The organism is Flavobacterium sp. Leaf82 (assembly GCF_001422725.1).
Taxonomy (GTDB): Bacteria; Bacteroidota; Bacteroidia; order Flavobacteriales; family Flavobacteriaceae; genus Flavobacterium.
In genome coordinates, this window is record NZ_LMMA01000033.1 from 195,470 (window position 1) to 211,424 (window position 15,955).

16 protein-coding genes are annotated in these 15,955 nt (G+C 32.8%); 6 read left to right on the top strand and 10 right to left on the bottom strand.

Annotation, left to right across the window (positions count from 1 at the left end; translation table 11 throughout):
* Positions 1-143 precede the first annotated feature (143 nt).
* Complete coding sequence (locus tag ASF10_RS19115) at positions 144-1,745, top strand: Na+/H+ antiporter (RefSeq protein WP_056252742.1); 1,602 nt, start codon at positions 144-146, stop codon at positions 1,743-1,745.
* A gap of 67 nt (positions 1,746-1,812) precedes the next feature.
* A complete protein-coding gene (locus ASF10_RS19120; RefSeq protein ID WP_056252745.1) occupies positions 1,813-2,271 on the top strand; it encodes an RNA methyltransferase in 459 nt (152 codons plus the stop codon).
* Positions 2,272-2,370: 99 nt separating this feature from the next.
* Here the strand turns inward: ASF10_RS19120 and ASF10_RS19125 are convergent, their stop codons facing one another.
* The 4 genes from ASF10_RS19125 to ASF10_RS19140 all read right to left on the bottom strand — a co-directional run bounded on the left by ASF10_RS19125 (position 2,371) and on the right by ASF10_RS19140 (position 5,936).
* Positions 2,371-2,946 carry a hypothetical protein gene (locus ASF10_RS19125; RefSeq protein ID WP_056252748.1) on the bottom strand — a complete coding sequence of 192 codons (576 nt, stop codon included), beginning with the start codon at positions 2,944-2,946 and terminating at the stop codon, positions 2,371-2,373.
* 129 nt (positions 2,947-3,075) lie between these two features.
* Positions 3,076-4,737 (bottom strand): DUF262 domain-containing protein, encoded by a 1,662-nt coding sequence (locus ASF10_RS19130; RefSeq protein WP_056252750.1) that lies wholly within the window; start codon positions 4,735-4,737, stop codon positions 3,076-3,078.
* Between the two features lie 13 nt (positions 4,738-4,750).
* A complete protein-coding gene (locus ASF10_RS19135) occupies positions 4,751-5,290 on the bottom strand; it encodes a hypothetical protein (RefSeq protein WP_056252754.1) in 540 nt (179 codons plus the stop codon).
* A gap of 343 nt (positions 5,291-5,633) precedes the next feature.
* A complete protein-coding gene (locus ASF10_RS19140) occupies positions 5,634-5,936 on the bottom strand; it encodes a hypothetical protein (protein WP_056252758.1) in 303 nt (100 codons plus the stop codon).
* A 285-nt stretch (positions 5,937-6,221) separates the two neighbouring features.
* Between ASF10_RS19140 and ASF10_RS19145 the strand changes: the two genes are divergently transcribed.
* The 4 genes from ASF10_RS19145 to ASF10_RS19160 all read left to right on the top strand — a co-directional run bounded on the left by ASF10_RS19145 (position 6,222) and on the right by ASF10_RS19160 (position 10,384).
* On the top strand, positions 6,222-7,676 hold the full coding sequence (locus ASF10_RS19145) for a glycosyltransferase family 2 protein (RefSeq protein ID WP_056252760.1): 1,455 nt from the start codon (positions 6,222-6,224) through the stop codon (positions 7,674-7,676).
* A gap of 601 nt (positions 7,677-8,277) precedes the next feature.
* Positions 8,278-8,874 carry a TetR/AcrR family transcriptional regulator gene (locus ASF10_RS19150; RefSeq protein WP_056252764.1) on the top strand — a complete coding sequence of 199 codons (597 nt, stop codon included), beginning with the start codon at positions 8,278-8,280 and terminating at the stop codon, positions 8,872-8,874.
* Positions 8,875-8,880: 6 nt separating this feature from the next.
* On the top strand, positions 8,881-9,108 hold the full coding sequence (locus ASF10_RS19155) for a hypothetical protein (protein ID WP_056252766.1): 228 nt from the start codon (positions 8,881-8,883) through the stop codon (positions 9,106-9,108).
* A gap of 19 nt (positions 9,109-9,127) precedes the next feature.
* Complete coding sequence (locus tag ASF10_RS19160) at positions 9,128-10,384, top strand: MFS transporter (protein WP_056252769.1); 1,257 nt, start codon at positions 9,128-9,130, stop codon at positions 10,382-10,384.
* 158 nt (positions 10,385-10,542) lie between these two features.
* On the opposite strand, the gene ASF10_RS19165 is transcribed toward ASF10_RS19160, so the two are convergent.
* The 6 genes from ASF10_RS19165 to ASF10_RS19190 all read right to left on the bottom strand — a co-directional run bounded on the left by ASF10_RS19165 (position 10,543) and on the right by ASF10_RS19190 (position 15,942).
* A complete protein-coding gene (locus tag ASF10_RS19165; RefSeq protein ID WP_131726557.1) occupies positions 10,543-11,307 on the bottom strand; it encodes a hypothetical protein in 765 nt (254 codons plus the stop codon).
* Positions 11,308-11,944: 637 nt separating this feature from the next.
* On the bottom strand, positions 11,945-12,973 hold the full coding sequence (locus ASF10_RS19170; RefSeq protein ID WP_056252776.1) for a hypothetical protein: 1,029 nt from the start codon (positions 12,971-12,973) through the stop codon (positions 11,945-11,947).
* On the bottom strand, positions 12,964-14,190 hold the full coding sequence (locus ASF10_RS19175; RefSeq protein ID WP_056253035.1) for a hypothetical protein: 1,227 nt from the start codon (positions 14,188-14,190) through the stop codon (positions 12,964-12,966). Before ASF10_RS19175 ends, ASF10_RS19170 begins: the two co-directional genes overlap by 10 nt.
* A gap of 278 nt (positions 14,191-14,468) precedes the next feature.
* Positions 14,469-15,014 carry a hypothetical protein gene (locus ASF10_RS19180; RefSeq protein ID WP_131726558.1) on the bottom strand — a complete coding sequence of 182 codons (546 nt, stop codon included), beginning with the start codon at positions 15,012-15,014 and terminating at the stop codon, positions 14,469-14,471.
* Positions 15,015-15,023: 9 nt separating this feature from the next.
* Complete coding sequence (locus tag ASF10_RS19185; protein WP_056252781.1) at positions 15,024-15,542, bottom strand: hypothetical protein; 519 nt, start codon at positions 15,540-15,542, stop codon at positions 15,024-15,026.
* Complete coding sequence (locus ASF10_RS19190) at positions 15,520-15,942, bottom strand: hypothetical protein (RefSeq protein ID WP_056252783.1); 423 nt, start codon at positions 15,940-15,942, stop codon at positions 15,520-15,522. Before ASF10_RS19190 ends, ASF10_RS19185 begins: the two co-directional genes overlap by 23 nt.
* Between the last annotated feature and the right edge of the window lie 13 nt (positions 15,943-15,955).

Consider the following 15,955-nt stretch of genomic DNA (forward strand, 5'->3'; position numbering starts at 1 on the left):
CTGTAAAAAATCTTTTTAATCTTTTTATCCCGATAGCTATCGGGAGCGGCAAAAAAGAAATAATAGAAAGAATCATAGTTTTAGCAAAGATTTAAAAATATTATATTCGTACTCTCATACCAGAAATACCAAAATAATCATAAATGGAAAATATTACCGTCATTATCATGTTACTATTTGGGGTTGCATTTTTGAGCCTTATCAGCAAAAAATACAATTTCTCTATTCCAATTGTATTGGTTCTTTGTGGTGTTGTGATTAGTATTATTCCGGGGCTTCCGGTAATTGCTTTAAGTCCTGAAGTTGTATTTATTGTGTTCTTACCACCGCTTTTATATCATGCCGCCTGGTACACAAGTTGGTCTGATTTTAAACAAACGATCCGACCAATTACTTTGGCGGCTGTAGGTTTGGTACTTTTTACCACGGTTGCTGTAGCTTTTGCCGCCCATATGTTAATTGATGATATCTCTTGGTCGTTAGCTTTTTTATTGGGCGCGATTGTTTCGCCGCCTGATGCAGTTTCGGCAACTTCTATAACAAAAGGTTTGGGTTTGCACCCACGATTAATTGCAATTCTTGAAGGCGAAAGTCTGGTAAATGACGCCAGTGGTCTGGTCGCTTACAAATATGCTTTGACTGCCATAACCGCCGGAAACTTTGTACTCTGGCAAGCCGGACTGAACTTTGTTGTAATGTCGGTTTTAGGAATCGCGATTGGTTTAGGCGTAGGATATATCATGAGTTTTATACATAAAAAGTTTGTTTGCGATGAAGTTATCGAAGCAACTTTAACTTTATTAACCCCTTTCGCTTCATATTTAATTGCTGAACATTTTGAAGCTTCGGGAGTTCTTGCCGTAGTGGCAACAGGACTTTTTCTTTCGGCGAGATCGGGAACGATATTCACGCACGAAAGCCGAATCATGACAGGAACAATTTGGAGTGTTTTAACCAACATTCTAAACGGATTGATCTTTATTTTAATCGGATTACAGTTGCGCCAAATCATTTTAGGAATTGGGGATTACTCCGGTTGGTCTTTGTTTATTTGGGGCGCATCGGTCAGTTTAGTTGTAATTTTGGTGCGTTTTTTATGGGTGATTCCGGCAACATTGCTACCCAGAGTAATCAGTAAAAAAATCCGTTTGCAGGAAGAATTCGATTTCCGGAATATGATTGTTTTCGGCTGGTCCGGAATGCGTGGCGTCGTGTCTATGGCGGCTGCATTGGCGCTTCCGCTAATGATGAACAAAACGGAAGTTTTCCCGTTACGAAACCTCATCATTTATCTGGTATTTTGTGTGATCCTTTCGACTTTAGTGATTCAGGGATTGACATTACCGTGGTTAATCAAAAAACTAAAAATAGAAAAATATTCGATCCTTGCCGAAGAATACGAAATAAGAAACGTGATCGTTTCTCAAACCATTACCCATATTGAAGATAATTTCTCGTTACTTAACGACGACTTGCTTCACAACATAAAAAGCAAATACGAAGTAAAATTCAACCGCCTCCAAAAAACCGAACTTCCAGCCAACTTTTTCGGAAAAGGAAATCTAATGGGCGGCGAGATTTTTAACGATTTCACCAAACTGCAAATTGATCTTCTAAATGTTGAACGTGGTAAACTTGAATCAATGCACAAATCAGGTTCTGTTAACGAAGAGATTTTTAGGAAGATTGAGAAGGAACTGGATTTGGAAGAGACGAGATTGTGGATGGAGATGTATGAAGAATAGGATTTTGATCTTCGTTTCTGCGCAATAAAAAATTGACTTATGTACGTACAGTTTGTACTTTTGCCGTATGAATGATAACTTTATAAATGAATATTTTGGGATAGGAATTCAAAATGGTAAAACGCCTGAAAATCTGGGTGTTTTATGGCGATCTGCTCAAAATTTAGGCGCTACTTTTATCTTTACCATAGGCAATCGATATGCCAAACAAGCATGTGATACCCATGATGCAGTAAAAGCAATTCCGTATTTTCATTATGATACTTTTGACGCCTTTTTTGAAAACCTGCCCAAAGGAGCGCGATTGGTTGGAGTTGAATTAGATGAAAAAGCGGTCGATTTAGAGACCTTCGAACATCCAAGACGTTGTGTTTATCTTTTGGGAGCCGAAGACCATGGCTTATCCCATAAAGTAATGGCTAAATGCCATCATTTAGTAAAATTTAAATCAGAAAAAAGTTTAAATGTGGCAGTAGCAGGAACTATTATTATGTATGATAGGAATTTGGGTAAGCCGAGGTCTTAGATACGTAACTTTTAAATAAATGCGAAAGCTCAACTTTTATAGTTGAGCCTTTTTTTTTGGTGCAATTTATTTTGATGTTTAAACTTTATCTATTCAATTTTATTGTTTTCCAATTAAAGGATGATATATTTCTCTCAAGGAACGTTCTATATGCGGAACAATAAAATCATAATTTAATACGTCAATTTCTATAGCTGTTACTCTAAATTCTAAACCATGCAAATTAGCACGATGTCTAAGTTTCATTGCATAAGTGTTTTTAGTTGGACATAAGTCAATATGCTCTTTTATTCTACTGTATATATCTTTATTTTTTCCTATATACAAAGGCAACCACTGTTCATCAAAGCTTGATCTTAACTGTAGTCTCTTTTTTATCACACTTGAAGAAAAAAAAGAGTCATTCTTTTTTTTAGACCAAGCTTCTGCAAAATTTTTAATTTTCGTTGCTCTTTTTGTCCCTGTTAAATTAGGAGTGTCCAAATTAAGTTCGAAAAGATAAACTCCTTTTTGCTTTTTACAGGTGAATAAGTCTTTACAATCTAACTCCTCTGAAATTATAAAACGAATACTATTTTCTATATCGAACTTAATATTTTTTAAATCATTTTTTAATTTTTCTATATAATTTGTGATATCATTGTCAAACTCTTCAATAGTAATTTTGTAACTCATGTTTTTATTTTTATGATTAGATATACTAGAATCGATATTATTTTTGAAAAATAAAAGAACTAGACTTTAATTTCTGATTCATTGAAAATCTGGTTAGTTTTATATTTATTTATTAAAGTTGCTATATTTCTATATACTATTTGGATTCCAATAATCCGTTGCAAAAGCCACAATTTCTTTTTGACGATTTTTTATTTCTAATTCTGTCCAGTTATTTTTAAATGGTTCTAATTTTTGCCTTTGAATTAGTACAGAGTTTGTTTCTCTATCATGAGGTAAATTATTGCTGTCGCTGGAGTTTCTGCCTCTTGTGGATAAAACAAGATTACCTATATTATTCAAGAATTTATCTTTAAATTCCTGAGTATATTCAATGCCCTCAGGTTTTTGAGGTGTCCAGTGATCTAATGTGTTTTCAAGATTGTTCTTACCGTAAGAGTTGACAAAATCATTATAGCTCATTACAGGTTCCTTAAAATCATGTCTTAATTTATTCTCATACTTCCATAATAGATATCGTGTTGGTTTAAAATAATGAGAATTTGCTTCTAAGCGACCTGTAAAATCACTTGTAAAATTCCAATAATGCTTAAATCCTTGATTTGCATAGTATCTTAAATCATTTTCTAATAAAATTAGATCATTCTTGTAATGAAGTGCTATATTATGGATTTTATTTGTTCTATAGTTACCAAACGTATATTCCATCTTAAAAAGAATGATTTCGACTAATCGAAGAATTTTTCTAAATTCGGAAATTTCATGATAGTGAAATAATTTTAAAACTAGAGGAAATGAGTTATACTGATCTAAATATAATATATCGCCTAATAGACTTTCTTTATTTTTTGATTTCTGAATTTCAATAACATTTAAAAAACTCTTTTTTAATCCAACTGTAAAATCTTTTATCCATTCAGATTTATTATCTTCTTTTTTTATTGCTTTTTTTACTCTTTCTAATGAAGTATCATCATTAGAGATAAAAGCAATAGTATGATAATTTAGTACTTGGTCTTCATCAGCAATTTTTATTAATTCTAATGACTGATATATAGTTTCAAATTCTTTTTCAATGTAAGCGATATCATTATCAGGTTTCTTTCCAGACAAATTACAATCCAGGTAAGTATTAAACATTAAAAAAGATTTTAATTTTTCTAATTCGGTTAAATCTTTTCCTCGATCATTCTGAAAACTAAAAAGTTGTGTCGCTTCTGATTTGTCAGAAACAGAATCTGTTGTGATTTTAGCGGTTTCGAGTAAATCTTTCCAATGAATAATATTTTCAATAGAAACCTCTTTTTTCTCAAATTCTAAAGTAAAATATTCAAATGATTCTAGTATTCTTTTACGAGATCGGGTATCGACTTTATCATCTACAGATCTTATGATAAGATTTTGAAAAAAATTATTATCATAACTAACTGTTGAATATTTTTGTTCACCATCTGAATTTATCAAGTACTCATTATAAATGTTTGTAGCGATGGATTTGTAGCCTTCTAAATCTTTAAGTTTATTATATACACAGCTTAAAAATATAACCACAGTTGTTAGTCTTTGTTGTCCGTCAATTATCCAGAACTTATTTTTATTGTGTTCATCAGCTTCAAATAGAAAATGTCCCAAATGATATTGTGTTACTGATTTGGGATGTTCTTTTAAATCTGTCAAAAACTGTTTTACTTGTTTGTCTCTTTCCCAAGAATAAGCTCGTTGATAATTTGGTACGGCAAAGAGATTTTTACGTGGACTAAAGATGTCGCTAATAGTTGATTTGTAATCCATTATTTTTTATTTTCTAAATATTACATTCTATGAACAAAATGTTCGGGAAATCTATTTTTTTTCTTTCTAAAAACACTTTATTTCTATCATTTAATGCAGAACTATTGAAAGTGATAATTCCTGATTTGTCTTTGAATTTTTTTAATTCATTTCTCATTTTTATCTGGAAGAAAGAAGGAGCGGTATTAAAAGCTTCACCATCGATTTGATTATTGTCTTTATCGATAATTGTTAAGTCACTACCTGAATGATTACTCATTTTTAATTGAATACTTTTTATTTGATGTTCGCTGAACAATATTTCAGCGGCTTCTAATAGAACCAAATCGGAATAAATCCGATTACTAATTTCAAAAAAAGTTAGATTTTGATAGGGACCAAAATTTATTTTTTCTCTTTTTGCCCAAAGCATAAAAGTTAATGTGTCAAGTTCTGGAATTATAAAATTGGTATTGTTAATAGCGTCATTATAAATAGCCGTGACATCCTTTAATTCATTGAAAGATAATATTCTATTAAAATGTTGATTCAGTAAATAAGTGCATTCTTTCATCTTGTTTTAATGTTTTTTAATCTATAATTCTTTATCTAATTTTAAATTCAGATGAAATGGAATAGATCTTTCAATTTTGTTATTGACGATAAAGTAAAATTGAAGGCTTCATATCTGTAATCATTTATCTATAACAAATATTACTATTTAAAAACTAATCTCTTTACGGAAAACCATAATCCCCTAAAATTATTTCCAACAAGAATACCAATAATTAAAAACAAGACAATGCGTATTTATACCTGAGTTTTCGAATTTTAAAAAAGTTCTATAATCTCAAAATTCCTAGCCCAATAGAAGTGAAAATGCTTTGATGCCGGCGTTCGGTACAAAATATTGAACATCAGTATTGTAAAAAAAAAGTTTGGTAATTTTTACCATCAGATTCAGTTGTTCGGAATTTCCGAACAACTGAATCTGCATTCAATTCTTCTTTTTCTTCTTCAAAATGTGTGAAAATGTTTCCTAGCCCAGACAGAAGCGGCATCCTTTTTCTTGCTCCTTTAGCAAGGAAAGATATAGTGAATGGCTGGAAATAGCTCCAGAAAAATAAATTCCAAAATTTTAAAATTCCAAATTCCAAGTGCTCGCTATCCATCAAGTCTAAAATTCCATAAAAACCTTCAACTACAATAATAAACTCCAAAAACCGTTTTTACTAAACTTCGTCACACTCAAAGACACCGAAACCTCCACCCAAAATCTTCCAAAACCCCAACAAAAACTGTATACTGTATCCTAAAAACGTATAATAATTACACACATCAAAAACACTCAAAATAGCTAAACAACTCAAAACCAGTAAAAACTGATAATGGCACAACGCTTGCAAAATGGGATAATGTAAATTCCTTTTCGATAAAGAAAATTACGCATCGGGAGGAAAACAAATTAAATAAAAGCCATACAAAGCAATCAAAAGTAGTGTCATATGAAAAGTGAAACCTTAACAACAGAACAATTTTATACGTCGAAATCAGATCTTAGTAACGAACAAGCCTTAAACAGTTCCATTTTTCGTATTAGTAATGACAATGTAACATCAAAAAAAATAAGCGAACGCACCAAAAGCAAGTCTGGGTTATTTGTACTGGTGAGTACCTTTATCTTAATGTTTGCCGGAGCATATTCTGTATATTATTTGCAAGATGACTTTGATCAGTTTCAAATCGACAGAATGAACTCATCTTGGGGATTTCCGTTCCTGATAGTTGCAGGAATTTTGTTTTTCTTTCAGACAGGAGTTTTCCTGTACAACGCATACTTATATATAAAATACAAGCCAATCGAATCCGTTTCTGACGAAATGTTGCCAACCGTTACCGTAATCGTTCCTGCGTATAACGAGGGAAAACTGGTTTGGGATACTTTATTGAGTTTGGCAGAAAGTGATTTCCCGGCACATAAATTAGAAATATTAGCCGTTGATGACGGAAGTAAAGATGATACTTGGTACTGGATGCAACAAGCCAAAATAAAATTAGGAGATCGTCTAACGATTTTTCAACAACCGGCAAATGCAGGAAAACGTCACGCTTTATACCGTGGATTCGAATTAGGAAAAGGAGAAATTTTTGTGACGGTTGATAGTGATTCAATCGTGAAAAAAGATACGTTACGTAATTTAGTAAGCCCGTTTGTGGTAGACGAAAAATGTGGAGCAGTTGCAGGAAATGTTCATGTTTTGAACAGCAAAAAAGCAATCTTACCAAAAATGCTGAATGTAAGTTTTGTAATGAGTTTTGAATTCATGCGTTCTGCCGAAAGTAAACTAGGATCTGTACTTTGTACTCCCGGAGCAGCGGCAGCATATCGTAAAACAGCTGTTTTTGCTTGTCTTGACGAATGGATCAACCAGACTTTTATGGGACAACCATCAGACATTGGCGAAGATCGTGCGATGACCAATATGATCCTGAAACAAGGTCAGCATGTATTGTTTCAAAGAAATGCTTATGTATTGACAAACGTTCCGGAAGAATACACAGGATTGTACAAAATGTTTATTAGATGGAGTAGAAGTAATGTGCGTGAAAACATCGCAATGGCAAAATATGTGTTTACAGATTTTAGAAAAGAATCTAAATTTGGTGCCCGACTTTTATGGTTGAACCAAGCAACAAAAATCGTTATGGCATATCCGTTCATGCTTTTTATGTTCTTTTTTATCATCATGCATCCGTTATTGTTTTTAAGTTCAACACTTTTAGGAATCTTAATCGTATCGAGTTTCCCTGTTTTGTTTTACGCTAAAAGATACAATTTGTCTGATTCGCTTTGGGCCTATTCATACAGCGTTTTTTACACCTTTACCTTATTCTGGATTACACCTTACGCCATCGTTACAGCCAATAAAAGAGGTTGGTTAACACGTGGTTTAGCATAAATAAAAATAGTAGAAGTAGATTAGAAATAGAAATTAGATTTGTTTTAAAACTCCTGTTCATTTGAGCAGGAGTTTTTTTTTATTTATATTTTTTTTTCAGAAGCTAATCCCGCTATACGTTCCAATCTTTTGTGCCTCCCGATAGCTATCGGGACTAGCACAAAAGGATTTCCACTTCTATCGGGGCTAGGACACTGATTTTCATAATACTATTTTCGTCCAATTTTCACGAATTATATCTACATCAAGAATTAATCATTATCAAAATCAAATAACACATTTTGTTATAATCCAAAACAAAATAATTTCATCTATTTAAAATTCACATCATAATTACATCATATTTTCAAACATAGCCCGTGGTTTCAACCACGGGAAACGAATCATAATAACATATCAAAAATATATTATGTCCAAACGGTTGAAACCGTTTACTATGTTTTTTTCACTCCAGGATTACATAAAATCAAATTTCAAACCCGATAGGTTTTTATCCCGAGGCTTCTGGACTGTTAGGTTTATTGCCTAAAATAAATTAAAAAAAACATTAATAAAAGAATGTTCATTCATTTATTATTTTATCTTTGTCAAAAAAAACGCAATGAGAATACGTGATGTTGATAAAGAGAAACTGGTAATTGCGACTGCCATAGATCAAATCGTACGAGACGGATTTCAGGGTTTCAGCATGAACAAACTGGCAAAAGCCTGTTCGATTTCTGTTGGGACTTTATATATATACTACAAAGACAAAGATGATTTAATACAAAAAATAGGGGCCGTAATTGCCCTCAAGTTTTTTACCGGTACAGTAAAAGACTTTTCGCCCGAAATGTCGTTTGAAGAAGGATTATGGAAGCAATGGGAAAACCGCGCGGCGTTTACCATGAAATACCCAAAGGAAGTTGCTTTTTTTGAAATCGTCAAACATTCGCCCCATTCAGAAACCATTCTTGATTCTATTAAAGAGTTTGCAGATTTTAGAATGATTATGAAGGATTTTATCGATAACGGACTCCGTAACAAAGAGCTTGTCCCGATGACTTTTGAATCTTTTTGGGCTGTTGCCTACGGGCCTTTGTACACACTTTTGAACTTGCATACTGAAGGTAAGAGTATGGGAGGGAAGCCATTTAAGCTTACCGAAGAAATTATGAAAGAAGCTTTTAGCCGAACCATAAAAGCTTTAACACCATGAAAAAATATGGAAACAGAATTAAACTCAATACACGTTTTTAAAACGAATATCAAGACTATCGATCCCGCTTGCGAGATGCGCAAAACGCTCGACGATCATTCTGATATAAAACAATGGAGTATCGATCATGAAGATGTCGATTGTGTACTTCGCGTTGTTTCGGATGTACTGAAACCCGAAACAATTATTGGTATGATCAACGAATTTGGTCACGAATGCCAGGAATTAAATTAATAAAAAATAACCAGTTTATATGGAAAAAACAATAGGGGAAAGCCCCGCTTTTACATCTCACCAAAAAATCATTATTGCCATTCTGGCGCTTTTGCAGTTTACTGTAATACTTGATTTTATGGTAATTTCTCCGTTAGGAGATATCTTAATGAAAACCCTTGATATGACAACGTCAAACTTTGGGTTTGCCGTTTCAGCTTATGCATTTAGTGCCGGAATTTCGGGATTGCTCGCGGCAGGTTTTGCAGATCGGTTTGATCGCAAAAAATTGCTGATCTTCTTTTATACAGGATTTATCATTGGTACGGTTTTCTGTGCATTGTCATCAAGTTATTTAATGCTGCTGATTGCAAGAATCGTTACCGGACTTTTTGGTGGTGTTATAGGCTCTGTTTCACTAGCAATCGTAACCGATTTATTCGTCATTCATCAAAGAGGCCGCGTTATGGGATTCATACAAATGGCCTTTGCAACAAGTCAGATTTTAGGAATTCCCGTTGGTTTATACTTTGCGAATCACTGGGGATGGCATTCGGCTTTTATTATGATTGCCGCTCTGGGAGTATTAATTCTTATAGCGATTATAACACAAATGCAGCCTATTACCAAACATTTAGAAGTACAGTCAGATAAAAGTCCTTTTGTACATCTTTGGCATACAATAAGCAACAAACAATACCAGATAGGTTTTGCTTCGATTGCATTTTTGTCTGTAGGAGGTTTTATGTTGCAGCCTTTCGGGAGTGCTTTTTTAGTCAATAATATTAAAATAAGCCAGCTCGAATTGCCAATGGTATTCTTCTTTACCGGACTTTCAGTACTTTTTATTATGCCTCTAATCGGAAAATTAAGTGATAAAGTAAGTAAGTTTAAATTGTTTGCCGCAGGATCTATAATTTCTGTGATTATGATTTTAATTTATACCAACTTAAATCCTATTCCGCTATGGGAAATCGTAGTGATCAATATGATTTTGTTTATGGGAATCATGAGCCGAATGATTCCGGCAACTACTTTAAATACTGCTATTCCAGGATTAGAAGATCGTGGTGCTTATATGTCGATATCTTCGTCTTTACAACAAATTGCAGGCGGAATAGCTGCAGTTTGTGCCGGATTTATTGTACATCAAAAAACGAAATCTTCTCCTTTAGAAAATTATGACATACTAGGATATGTAATTGCTGTGATTACCGCTTTTACCGTACTTTTAATATGGAGAGTAAATCAGTTAGCGAAAAAAAGAGAAGTCGTTGCAAAAGAAATTAAGTTATAATACATTCTTGTTTTAAGAATATAAAAGACTGTCTGAGAAGGCAGTCTTTTTTTTTGGTATTATAATTTATTCACAATAATTTTCATTTCGATCCCGAAGCTTCGGGATCGAAATGAAAAAAATAAGATTATCGGTTTATTTGGCTAGATTTCTAAATCTTAAACAACAAAAACATTATTACTTTTATTTAGTTCCAGAGATATAGAATCAGAGTTCTGTAATTCTTCTATTCTATCAGTAACGGTTTTAAGAAAATCTGCAGCATTATCGATATAAAGGAATATTTTTTCAGGTTCTTTTTTAATGCCAAAAGGTAAACTAACTTTAATTTTCTGTTTTAATACAATCGAAATATTATGCGGTTCTAATTTACCCAGCAATGCAAATTTTACGAGATCATTGCTTTTTTCATAATCGCCTTCGAATTTTTGTATGCTTTTAATTGAATCAACTGGTATTTCTAAAGTATCGAAAAGCCCATAACGAATTACAATTTTTTGAGACAAAACAAGATGACTTCTAAAAAAAATCGCTTTTAAATGTCCAATCAAATTAATTAATAAATACACATGAAGAATCAGAACAACAATAGCGACAAATCTGATTCGTGAAATTAAATAAGCATGCAAAGCAATTGCTTCAAAAACCGAAGCTAACATTAAACCAATATAAAGCGCACTAACACCACTTTCGCGATAACCTGAAAAATTACTTTCGGACATTTTATTCCCTGTCCATTTTATAAAACAATAATAGAAAGAACAAACTTCAAAAGCGATCATTTTTCCCATTTTTTTAAACGCAATTGATTTTTTTAAAGAATCCGAAATAATAGAATATTCATCTTCTTCGATATTATTACTTTGTTTTACAGCTTTTCTAAAGTCCCTAATAAATTGAAAAGCTTTCCAAAGTAAAAACATCAGAAACGCGATATTTAAATAGATTTTAAATTGAAAAACGACTTGAAAAAAGTTATTTTCCATTTCGAATATATAAGGAGTAATCTTGAAAACAGAATAAAAAATAAACCAAAAAGTAAATTCAGTTTGTTTTTTATTTGTGATATAATATAATGCCGGTGTCACAATCAAAAACAGAGCTGTGAAGACTGATAATGAGGTCGAATTATTTTTGATATGAGTATTAAAACTGACTAATGCGATCGCGATTTCAATTGCAATAAAAATAATTAAAGCATTATATTTTTTTAGCATATGTTTTCTAAAATGTATTGAAATATACTTTCTAAAATTAGAAATTTAAAATGAATTGATTGGTTTTTAGATTATTTTTTTCAGGACGAGACATCCACAAGACAAACCCGACAGTCCCGAAGCCTCGGGATTAAAACCTGTCGGGTTTACTTAAGCTTCAAATCCAAAATAAAAAAATCCGTTTAAATCCGCGTTTTCGCTTTAGCGAATCCGTATGTCTGCGTGAAACAGACAAAGTACATCACGAATACAAAAGTATAATCCCTGAATATGTGCTAAAAAAAATAAAGGGAATAGCTAAACACTATTCCCTTTTATTATTGAATTATAAAACTAGATTAATTTAATCCTGCTCAGCAATTGTAGCTTTATTAAGTTTAAGAACTCTGATCTTTTTATTAGTGTTATCAGATAAAAATAAACGATCGTTAAGTTGTGCAACGCTTACAATGCTTCCAAAAGGATTTGCTCCCAAAACATCAGAAACATTTAAGCTTGCCGTAAAGTTGCGCGCCATAAACTGAGCTTTAGGATATATGCGTAAATAATTTGTGCTTCCTAAATTTTCTGACGTAACCGCCCAATCTTTACTAAAAGAAACTGCAATAGGTTTAGCATCAAATACAGACACAACCGGTTTTAACGGTTCAGTAAGAGAAGCTGCCGCATTTGCCTTAATACCAGCAATATCATAATACAAATAGCTTTTTGCATCACGTCCTGCAACAACCAGATTTCCAGCTTCAACATCCAGAGCATAAACCTGATCAAAACCGTTTAAAGTATTTAGTTTCGCAATAGGTTTTAAATTCCATTCGCTGGTTTCCGTAATTTGAGAAGTTTCAAAAACTTTAATCGACGTTTCTTTTTCTTTAACGAAAACTAATCCATCCTTTACCACAACGCCAAAAACGTGTACAAAAGTTTGCCACCATTGTCCGTTACCAACAGTGCTGATTCCGGCATTCGTATTCTCGTCAATAACAAAAAGTCTCGACTCACGACTACCAATATAAATCCTGCCATTATCAACAGCAACCGACGTAATTTCGCTTAAAGCAATTGTAGTTGTTCCTTTTTTATATTCGGTAATTGTTTTAATATGTGCCAGGGTTACAGCATTAAAAACTTCAAGCACATTGCCATTCGCTACGTATAATTTTTCGTTCGCAATCGTGATTCCCTTAGGATCTAAAGTTCCCGTTCCGTTGCCAATTTGAGCAGCCGTTATCGAAGCTTCGTCTGTTGGATATAAATAATCGTAAGTAGTTGGATTTCCATCTGATGAGTCTTTGCTGCAATTGGTAAACAGACAAAGTAATAATAATAAAAACGGTATTTTGTTCATGATAGTTCTGTAGGTTATTTCCATTTTCCTTCTTCTTTATATTTTACTAAAAATGGATTTTTAGGATTTATAGTAAATACAGGCTTTTTATAAGTCCCTGTTAAATATCCCGTTTTCGAATACCCTTTTAATACATCAGGATCCGTAAATGGAAGATCATTTAAATGAATCAGGTATTTATAAAAGTTGGTTAACATTTCCTGCTGACCGCCACCTTCGCCGCTATTGGCTAAATTACTGCTATGATTATAACCACTATGATGGGAGTATTCGTGTGACCAAACCGACATTTCGCCAACCCAGTGTCCGGTTACATATCCAGATTCCCATTGTGATGCCAGCGGACCGCCTCCCCAGGCAGAATCTCCGCCAACCATTGCCATATTCAAATTTCGGCTGTCGATATAAGTATTGTATGCCTGATCGATTTGTGCTTTGGTAAAATAATCATAAACTCCGTCTGCATCATCAGCGTTGCCGTGCCAGTTTAATGCACCGTTTACTGCAGTTCCTGCTGCGGCTGCCTGTTCTCTTTTGTACAAGTCAAAATTCATGAAAGTATCGTAATATATAGGATGACTTATGGCATAAGAAAAATTGATAATCATCGTAATCGCTTCTTTTGCCAAAACAGGATTCATAGGCAGGTATTTACCATATTCGTTTTTATGGTACTGATCGCTGAACTGAACTAATCTGGCCGATTTAATTTTTTTGAATTTAGCAAACAAAGGATCTGTTGATTCTACAGAAAATTCTATTGCTCCGGTAGAAAAACCGTCGATTTTATCGATAGTAACTGTTTTTCCGTTTTCTAACATATAATCATGTTTTCCTTCTACTAAAGGAAGTTGATGGAAAGAACGGTGAAAAGCAGGAATTTTAGAAAACTCATAAATCAGAAAACGCTTATCGTAGTTAGCTAATTTTGCATAGACTTTTACATCGCTTAGACCAACTGGAGAATAAAGAGAAACCTGTACAGAATCTTTTCCTTTCTGAAGGATTTGCATCGGTTGGTTTACGCGAAACCAGCGGTCTTTATTGTCATACATTTTTGATGCACTTTCATCGTCCTGAAACATCGTCATTGGCTTGTTATCTGCCGGTAAATTTGTAGCATCAATAATAGCCAGATAGTTTGGTTTGTAACCGTCGCCTTTTGAGTCATCATCGCTGCAGCTGGTAAATATGCTGGCGAGAATAACAAAGGATAATACGTAATAAAGGATTTTTTTCATAGGTTTTGTAGGTAAAATTTGAGGTTTGTTTATGAAACGCAAAACTATCAATATCATTATTAAAAACAAGAATATTGACAGAAAAATGCTGTTTTAATTTGTTAAGAAAAAAAATATTTTATCATTTTTTGGGTATACAATTGCTGTTTTCTTCTAAATTACTACTAAAAACAAGGGCGATTGAAAATGCTGTAAAACAAAAAAGGTGATAGTTTTTTTACTATCACCTTTTAAATGTTTTTACTTTTAATGCTAAAAAATCTGCTTATTAAGTAGCATTACAATTGTTTGTACTCAACTCCATTTTCATTGGCATACGGCAAAAGCAACTTCATCATTTTTTCCTGTTTTTTATCTAGTTCTATTCCTTTTGTATCGTCCAGATTTTTTGCAGCAAGATTAATTTCTTCTTCGCTTTTTCCATCATCGATCATTTTGGCTATTTTAGGAAAATCATTTTTCTGAATTTCCTGAGCATATTCAAACAATTCTAAACCGGCTGCAATAATAGGTTTTGCATCATCTGTAACATTTAGTTTTTTTATTTTCTCAATATCAGCCGTAAAAGTATTCGAATAAAAATAGTTTACAGCCTCGACACAAGTTGCAGGTTTCATGGTTTTGTTGTCGCTTGCCGGAATTTTAAGTTTTCCGTTTATCTTTTGTTCGCGATACTCTTTAAAAACACGTTCAAAACTCCTGGGGATTTTATTTGCATTTAATCCAACCAATTGAAAAACCGTGTCAGGAGTATCATTAATAAGATTGCAGGAATAAAATAATGTCATTAAAAAGGATAAAATAAAGATGTTTTTTAATTTCATATAATTTTTTTAGGGTTTTATTATTTGAGCTGTTTCTATTAATCTCGTAATTTTTATAAGAATTTGATCTTCGTATTGAGTTTGCTTTTCTTCACTTTTTTTTCCCGAACTAAAATTTTCGCTTATGGCATAACTTTTAATAAAGTGGCTTTTTTTAGCGCCAAGACTGTAATGCCAGCTTCCCATTTCTGAACTGACAAAAATAACGGCTTCTTCGAGTTTCATTATTTTTTTTCTCAAAGTTAGAGGACTAACTCTTAAAATAGTATTGTTTGCAGCATCAAAAATGTAACAAATCCTGGCTCTTATAAAAATATCATATAAACTATGAAGTATACAATATCCTAATAAAATATAAATAGAATAAAATAATACTTCGCTTAAAAACTGCTTAAACAATGGTAAAATTATAGCAGCCAAAAGAATGCCTGCCAAAAACCATTGCGATAATTTCTGCAATGGTTTTGTAGGCTGCAACGAAAGTGAATGGGCACTTTCTTTTAGATTATATTTTTCCCGGATATTCATAACTGCTTAATATTTCATCTATTTCATTTGCGATATTTTGCATCTTACTGCTTGTAAAACCTTGTGATAGAATAGCATATTTTTCTTCTCCATTTTTTAAGTAACAAATATTTAATGAAGTATTTATAGTTATTAAATATTGTTTGGTACGGATGAGTTCAAAATTTTGAAAATCTTTTAACGGAATATGAACGGGAGCATTAATAAGACCGCTTTTGATAACAAATTCTTTTTTATCAAGATCAATAATTACCTGTTTTAGCCAAATCGAAATAAAACAAAGAACAGATAAAATACCCAAAATCCAGGTAATACTAAGCTCATTTATCCAGATTCCGGCAATAGCAATAGCTGCAAGCCCAAAACTTACAATGAAACCAAAAACATATTCCTTTTTCATAATATATCGATTT

What these genes read in the sequence shown, in the direction of transcription:
- ASF10_RS19125 (WP_056252748.1), bottom strand. Translation starts at nt 2,946, where the DNA reads ATGAGTTACAAAATTACTATTGAAGAGTTTGACAATGATATCACAAAT.
- ASF10_RS19160 (WP_056252769.1), top strand. Translation starts at nt 9,128, where the DNA reads ATGGAAAAAACAATAGGGGAAAGCCCCGCTTTTACATCTCACCAAAAA.
- ASF10_RS19130 (WP_056252750.1), bottom strand. Translation starts at nt 4,737, where the DNA reads ATGGATTACAAATCAACTATTAGCGACATCTTTAGTCCACGTAAAAAT.
- ASF10_RS19120 (WP_056252745.1), top strand. Translation starts at nt 1,813, where the DNA reads ATGAATGATAACTTTATAAATGAATATTTTGGGATAGGAATTCAAAAT.
- ASF10_RS19155 (WP_056252766.1), top strand. Translation starts at nt 8,881, where the DNA reads ATGGAAACAGAATTAAACTCAATACACGTTTTTAAAACGAATATCAAG.
- ASF10_RS19115 (WP_056252742.1), top strand. Translation starts at nt 144, where the DNA reads ATGGAAAATATTACCGTCATTATCATGTTACTATTTGGGGTTGCATTT.
- ASF10_RS19175 (WP_056253035.1), bottom strand. Translation starts at nt 14,190, where the DNA reads ATGAAAAAAATCCTTTATTACGTATTATCCTTTGTTATTCTCGCCAGC.
- ASF10_RS19180 (WP_131726558.1), bottom strand. Translation starts at nt 15,014, where the DNA reads ATGAAATTAAAAAACATCTTTATTTTATCCTTTTTAATGACATTATTT.
- ASF10_RS19145 (WP_056252760.1), top strand. Translation starts at nt 6,222, where the DNA reads ATGAAAAGTGAAACCTTAACAACAGAACAATTTTATACGTCGAAATCA.
- ASF10_RS19135 (WP_056252754.1), bottom strand. Translation starts at nt 5,290, where the DNA reads ATGAAAGAATGCACTTATTTACTGAATCAACATTTTAATAGAATATTA.
- ASF10_RS19165 (WP_131726557.1), bottom strand. Translation starts at nt 11,307, where the DNA reads ATGTTTTTACTTTGGAAAGCTTTTCAATTTATTAGGGACTTTAGAAAA.
- ASF10_RS19190 (WP_056252783.1), bottom strand. Translation starts at nt 15,942, where the DNA reads ATGAAAAAGGAATATGTTTTTGGTTTCATTGTAAGTTTTGGGCTTGCA.
- ASF10_RS19150 (WP_056252764.1), top strand. Translation starts at nt 8,278, where the DNA reads ATGAGAATACGTGATGTTGATAAAGAGAAACTGGTAATTGCGACTGCC.
- ASF10_RS19170 (WP_056252776.1), bottom strand. Translation starts at nt 12,973, where the DNA reads ATGGAAATAACCTACAGAACTATCATGAACAAAATACCGTTTTTATTA.
- ASF10_RS19185 (WP_056252781.1), bottom strand. Translation starts at nt 15,542, where the DNA reads ATGAATATCCGGGAAAAATATAATCTAAAAGAAAGTGCCCATTCACTT.